Origin of the sequence: Allobosea sp., from assembly GCF_036675845.1 — a bacterium.
GTDB lineage: Bacteria > Pseudomonadota > Alphaproteobacteria > Rhizobiales > Beijerinckiaceae > Allobosea.
Window position 1 is genome coordinate 1 of sequence record NZ_JAKFED010000105.1, and the last position, 4,576, is coordinate 4,576.

Annotated in this window: 7 protein-coding genes and 2 tRNA genes; 7 read left to right on the plus strand and 2 right to left on the minus strand. The window is 68.5% G+C overall.

Going from position 1 to position 4,576, the window contains the following annotated elements; translation table 11 throughout:
* Positions 1 to 328 (plus strand): hypothetical protein (locus tag V6M56_RS11545; protein ID WP_332683804.1); only part of this gene is annotated, 328 nt, incomplete at its 5' end.
* Between the two features lie 5 nt (positions 329 to 333).
* Here the strand turns inward: V6M56_RS11545 and rlmB are convergent.
* Positions 334 to 1,134, minus strand: coding sequence for a 23S rRNA (guanosine(2251)-2'-O)-methyltransferase RlmB (gene rlmB, locus V6M56_RS11550; RefSeq protein ID WP_332683805.1), 801 nt, complete (start codon positions 1,132 to 1,134; stop codon positions 334 to 336).
* 116 nt (positions 1,135 to 1,250) lie between these two features.
* On the opposite strand from rlmB, the gene V6M56_RS11555 reads away from it, so the two are divergent.
* The 5 genes from V6M56_RS11555 (at position 1,251) to V6M56_RS11575 (ending at position 3,866) form a co-directional block, all read left to right on the plus strand.
* On the plus strand, positions 1,251 to 1,805 hold the full coding sequence (locus V6M56_RS11555; protein WP_332683807.1) for an AAA family ATPase: 555 nt from the start codon (positions 1,251 to 1,253) through the stop codon (positions 1,803 to 1,805).
* Between the two features lie 94 nt (positions 1,806 to 1,899).
* Entirely contained in the window at positions 1,900 to 2,478 is a 579-nt protein-coding gene (locus V6M56_RS11560; RefSeq protein WP_332683809.1) for a hypothetical protein, read from the plus strand.
* Between the two features lie 142 nt (positions 2,479 to 2,620).
* Positions 2,621 to 2,705 (plus strand) — tRNA-Tyr (locus tag V6M56_RS11565).
* 103 nt (positions 2,706 to 2,808) lie between these two features.
* Positions 2,809 to 2,882: transfer RNA gene (locus V6M56_RS11570), tRNA-Gly, on the plus strand.
* A 198-nt stretch (positions 2,883 to 3,080) separates the two neighbouring features.
* A complete protein-coding gene (locus V6M56_RS11575) occupies positions 3,081 to 3,866 on the plus strand; it encodes a papain-like cysteine protease family protein (RefSeq protein WP_332683812.1) in 786 nt (261 codons plus the stop codon).
* 51 nt (positions 3,867 to 3,917) lie between these two features.
* On the opposite strand, the gene V6M56_RS11580 is transcribed toward V6M56_RS11575, so the two are convergent.
* Positions 3,918 to 4,229 (minus strand): Rdx family protein, encoded by a 312-nt coding sequence (locus V6M56_RS11580; protein WP_332683813.1) that lies wholly within the window; start codon positions 4,227 to 4,229, stop codon positions 3,918 to 3,920.
* A gap of 224 nt (positions 4,230 to 4,453) precedes the next feature.
* Here V6M56_RS11580 and V6M56_RS11585 point away from each other — a divergent pair.
* On the plus strand, positions 4,454 to 4,576 hold a 123-nt coding region (locus V6M56_RS11585; RefSeq protein ID WP_246686237.1), incomplete at its 3' end, for a GTP-binding protein.

The following is a 4,576-nucleotide window of genomic DNA, read 5'->3' on the forward strand; positions in this document are numbered from 1 at the left end:
GCCGGGCCGGCATCTGCGGCCGGGTTCCGGCGGCCGTGGCTTCCATCGCGGCGCCGGCCATTTTGGCGGTTATGGCGGCTATGGGCCGGGCTACTACGATTCCGCCCTCTATGTGATCGTTCCCGGCGGCGAGCCGGAGGAACGCCGCGAGCCGGCGGAGCGGAGCATCCCGGTCGCGGTCGGCATCCAGCGCCCGCCGGCGGCGGATCCGGTGATCTACCGGATCGAAAACCATCGCGGCGGGCAGGTGGCGCGGGTCATCCGGATCGGCGCCGAGGGGATCACGCCGGCGTATGGCGGCCGGACCGTTCCGGCCGGGCGGCGCTGAAGCTTTCAGCGCGGCCGCGTTGCGGCGTAGAGCGCGATGGCGGTGGCGTTCGAGACGTTGAGGCTCTTGATCGTGCCGGGCATGTCGAGCCGGGCGAGATGGTCGCAGAGCTCGCGGCTGCGCTGGCGCAGGCCCTTGCCTTCGGCGCCCATCACCATGACCAGCGGGCGCCGCAGCTTGACCTCGTCGAGGCCGATATCCCCTTCCGAATCGAAGCCGACCCGCAGGAAGCCGCGCGCGCCCAGCTTGTCGAGCGCGTCGCCGAGATTCTTCACCGCGATCAGCGGCACATGCTCGAGCGCGCCGGAGGCCGATTTCGCCAGCACGCCGGTCGCCGCAGGCGAGTGCCGGATGGTGACGATCACCGCCGCGACGGCGAAGGCGGCGGCCGAGCGCAGGATCGCGCCGACATTGTGCGGATCGGTGATCTGGTCGAGCGCGAGCACGATCGCGTCGTCCGGCAGCGTATCGAGCTCGGGCGAGGGCAGGGGATCGCAGACGAGATAGAGGCCCTGATGCACCGAATCGGGCGTCAGCAGCCGGTCGATCTGCGAGGGGCGGACCAGCTCCGGCTCGATCGGCAAGTCGCCGATCTCCTCGGCCAGGCGCTTCAGGGCGTTCTCGGTGGCGAGGAGCTTGCGGAAGCGCCGGCGCGGATTGCGCAGCGCCTCGATCACCGGATGGGCGCCGTAGAGGATCGCCTCGTCGATCTCGCCGGGGCGATGCGGCGGCGGGCCGTCCTGGCGCGGGCGAAAGCCGCGGCAGGCAGGCTTGCCTGCGGGGCGAGGGCGGAAAGGGGCGGGCATGGGCACTCCCGAACAGTCGAGCGTCTGCCCTGCCACGGCGCGCCGCGCTTGGCCAGCCCGGAGCCGTGGGGCAGGGCGGCGATGAACAGTCAATCCAGCAAGCCAACGGAGCAGCAATGAACCGGGACGACAACGCCTTCTTCGTCATCACCGGCGGGCCGGGAGCCGGCAAGACGAGCCTCCTCGCCGCCCTGGCGGAGGCCGGCTACGCCACCGCGCCCGAGGGCGGGCGCGCCATCATCCGCGACCAGGTCGCGATCGACGGACCGGGCCTGCCCTGGCGCGAGCGCGGCCTGTTCGCCGAGCTGATGCTGGGCTGGGACATGCGCTCCCATGCGCAGGCGCAGGTGCAGGGCGGCCCCGTCTTCTTCGACCGCGGTGTGCCGGATGTCGCCGGCTATCTTGCGCTGTCGGGGCTTGCGATCCCTGCGCATATCGAACGGGCGGCGCGGCAGGTGCGCTATCGGCGCCTGGTCTTCGCCGCGCCGCCCTGGCGCGAGAACTTCGCGCAGGATGCCGAGCGCAAGCAGGATTTCGCCGAGGCCGAGCGGACCTTCGCGGCGGTGACCGGCAGCTATCGCGATTTCGGCTACGAGCCGGTCGAGCTGCCGCGCGCCAGCGTCGCCGAGCGGCTCGCCTTCATCCGGGAGCGGATCGGGGCAGCGGGCTGAAGCTGTGCGAGGCGCTGCGGGCGGGCTTCCGGTTCCGCCCGGGCGCTGCTTGCGCTACGCTGCCATTTCCGCCTCGCTTCCGGGGGAAGGCGCCATGAACGCGATGCCGGAGGCCGGGGCGATGGGCGCCGGCCGGACCCTGAACCATCTCACGCCGGGGCGCGATTGCGGCGAATGCGTCGCCTGCTGCGAGGTGCTGCGCATCGTCGATCCGGAGGTCGGCAAGCCGGCCGGGGTGATGTGCCGCCACAATACCGGCGGCGGCTGCGGCATCTACGCGACCCGGCCCGGCATCTGCCGAACCTGGTTCTGCCTGTGGCGGCGGATCGACGCGATGCCGGAGGCGGCGCGGCCCGACCGCAGCGGCGTCATCTTCTGTCTCGAAGGCGAGGAAGGCCATGCCAACCCCTTCGCGCGCTTCTGCGTCGTGGCGCGCCCGGTCGGGAAGCCGCGGGCGCTGCGCAGTCCGCTGGTCCGGCAGGTGATCGCGATGTTCGCCCGCCAGGGCTCGCTGCCGGTCTGGCTGCATCGTCACGGCGTTCGCACGCTGGTCCATCCGCCGCCCGATCTCGCCGATGCGATCGAGAGACCGGAGACGACGCCGTTCAAGGCGCTGGTGCCGGCGGCGCGGGCCTGGCTGCGGCAGCATATGGCGGCTCGGCCGGTGGATTGAGGCGATGGCCGCTGGAAACTCCCTTTTTAGGCGTTGACAGGCGGCGGCCCCGTCACCATAAGTCCGGCCGCGCCTGTCGCCGTCACGAAAGTGATCCAGGCATTCGCGGTCCGGCCTCTCGCAGTCCGGCATGCGGCAAGGCGGGGGAATGTCCCGAGCGGCAAAGGGGGCGGACTGTAAATCCGCTGGCTATGCCTTCGCAGGTTCGAGTCCTGCTTCCCCCACCAGCCTTCCCCCTGCGGCTCGGCGAGACAGGCGGAGACGGCGCGGCGCGTATCTCGTCATGATGGGTTGACACCCGACCGCATGATGCGGAATTTGGCGCCCGGCGCGGGTGTAGCTCAATGGTAGAGCAGCAGCCTTCCAAGCTGAATACCCGGGTTCGATTCCCGGTACCCGCTCCAATTTCCCGCCCTGTCACCTTGCGCCCCGCCAGCGCGGCCGTCGTCTCACGGCAGCGCCGCGGACGCAGGCTGCCGGCAGGATCAATTTGGATTGCGCCGGTCGATCAACGGCAGCAACATGCCCGCCCTTCCCGCCTGACGCAGCTGATCTCAAGATTTCAAGACTGCGGAGCAGACGGCAATCCGAGGGAGGCGGGAATGGCCGGCGACCTGGACTTGCTGATCGGCAAATGGACCGTGAAGATCAAGGCCTGGACCTGGGAATACGAGTTCTCCCAGGGCGGAGCGGTAGCATGGCGCGATACCGGCAGTCCGGAGAACGGCTCCGGCAGTTGGACCGCCAACGCCAAGATGGTGAATATCGCCTGGAAGGATTCCGAGACGCGCGAAAGCTGGCAACGGCCCCTGACGCCGAGCAATGACCGGACCTGGTATGAATCGACCTATTTTCGCGGTAAATACAAGATCCTGAAGGCCGCTACGCCTGGCTTTGCCCCGCCATCGCCGGTGATTCTGACCAAGCCTCCGGAGCTCTTTCAGACGAGCCTCTATTGCTGGGCCGCCGGCGCAGCCTCCTGGCGGCGCGTCAAGGGGCGCGGCTCCGAAAAGGTCGAGGATCTGGTCGCGCAATACGGCGGCTACCTGAACTCCGACGGTTCGCTGCCTGAAGGCGAGCCGGACGACCCGGATGCCCAGAAGGGCGGCATGAAGACGGTCTTCGCCAAAATGGGCATCGGCATCCAGAGTATTCCGACAAAGGATTTCACCTACGACTACGTTTTCGGGAAACTGAAGGCGAAAGGCCATTTCCTGCTGATGGCGACATCCTTCGGCGACATGGGCCATACTTACGTCGTCTATGGCGTAGGACGACCCTCGCAAGAGCACTTCAGCGTTTTCGACCCGCTGCAGGGCCACGGCTACAAGGACAAGAAGTTCAGCGAGCTGACCGGCAACTCCGTCTATGTCGGCTTCGGGTCGTGATGCGGCTGCGATCTCTGATCTGCGCTGACGAGCGGGACGGCCCGCCGGGGTTCAGGTCTCGGCCGATAGCGCCTTGTGGCCGTCGAGATGGCCGAGGTCGCGCGCCGGATCTAGCCGGTCGCGCACGCGCTGCTTGAGCTGCTTCACATCGGGAAAGCCGCCATCGACCGTGCGGTCCCAGATCAGCTCGCCGTCATAATGGATCTGGAAGATGCCGCCGGTGCGCGGAATCAGCACGACCTCGCCGAGGTCCTGGCCGAAGGTCTGCAGCAGTTCCTGCGCCATCCAGGCCGAGCGCAGCAGCCAGTTGCACATGCTGCAATAGGTGATGGCGATGCGGGGAAGCGGCTTGGTCTCGGTCATGGCGAAGGCTCCGGGGGCGCAATGACGGCGCCGGTCGCGACGGTTCTGCCCCCGCGCCGGCGTCTTAACAAGAAGTCCGCGCGCAGGGCCGGGACGAGGATGGCGGCGGGGCCGCCGGGCGGCGCTTCGCACGCCGCGTGCGCCCAGCTTGCATCGCGCCGCAAAACCCCCTAATTCCAGCCCGTTTTCCGGCCCGCGCGGCCGCCTTCGAGGATAAAGGTGTCATGGCCAAAGAGAAGTTCGCCCGCACGAAGCCGCATTGCAACATCGGCACGATTGGTCACGTCGACCATGGCAAGACGTCGCTGACGGCGGCGATCACGAAGGTTCTGGCCGAGTCGGGCGGA

Bases quoted from the DNA above. Each gene is read 5' to 3' on its own strand.
- rlmB (WP_332683805.1), bottom strand. From the start codon at position 1,134: ATGCCCGCCCCTTTCCGCCCTCGCCCCGCAGGCAAGCCTGCCTGCCGC.
- V6M56_RS11555 (WP_332683807.1), top strand. From the start codon at position 1,251: ATGAACCGGGACGACAACGCCTTCTTCGTCATCACCGGCGGGCCGGGA.
- V6M56_RS11560 (WP_332683809.1), top strand. From the start codon at position 1,900: ATGAACGCGATGCCGGAGGCCGGGGCGATGGGCGCCGGCCGGACCCTG.
- V6M56_RS11575 (WP_332683812.1), top strand. From the start codon at position 3,081: ATGGCCGGCGACCTGGACTTGCTGATCGGCAAATGGACCGTGAAGATC.
- V6M56_RS11580 (WP_332683813.1), bottom strand. From the start codon at position 4,229: ATGACCGAGACCAAGCCGCTTCCCCGCATCGCCATCACCTATTGCAGC.